Raw genomic sequence first — 234 nt, 5'->3', positions numbered from 1 at the left:
CATTCATATTGATAAAAATTATGTGATTGGTGGCACAGGATATTTGCAAAATCCGCAAGAAATTGGTCACGGATAGCAAGATACTTCTAAAGATTTAAAACTACCTAAAGGCAATAAACTAACTTGGTATTTTAAAGCGCCAAATGTGCATGATTTTACTTGGGCAGCAGACCCAGATTATAAGCACGATATTTTAAAGATGGCTAACGGGATTGACTTGTATTTTTTCTATAA

At 33.8% G+C, this 234-nt stretch carries 1 pseudogene; it reads left to right on the top strand.

The features are described 5' to 3' along the window. Nucleotides 1-234, top strand: a pseudogene (locus ACY2RX_RS14935) (M1 family peptidase); the annotation flags it as partial.

This window comes from Polaribacter sp. 2405UD43-2, from assembly GCF_058147125.1.
This window is presented reverse-complemented; position numbering and strand designations above follow the sequence as displayed.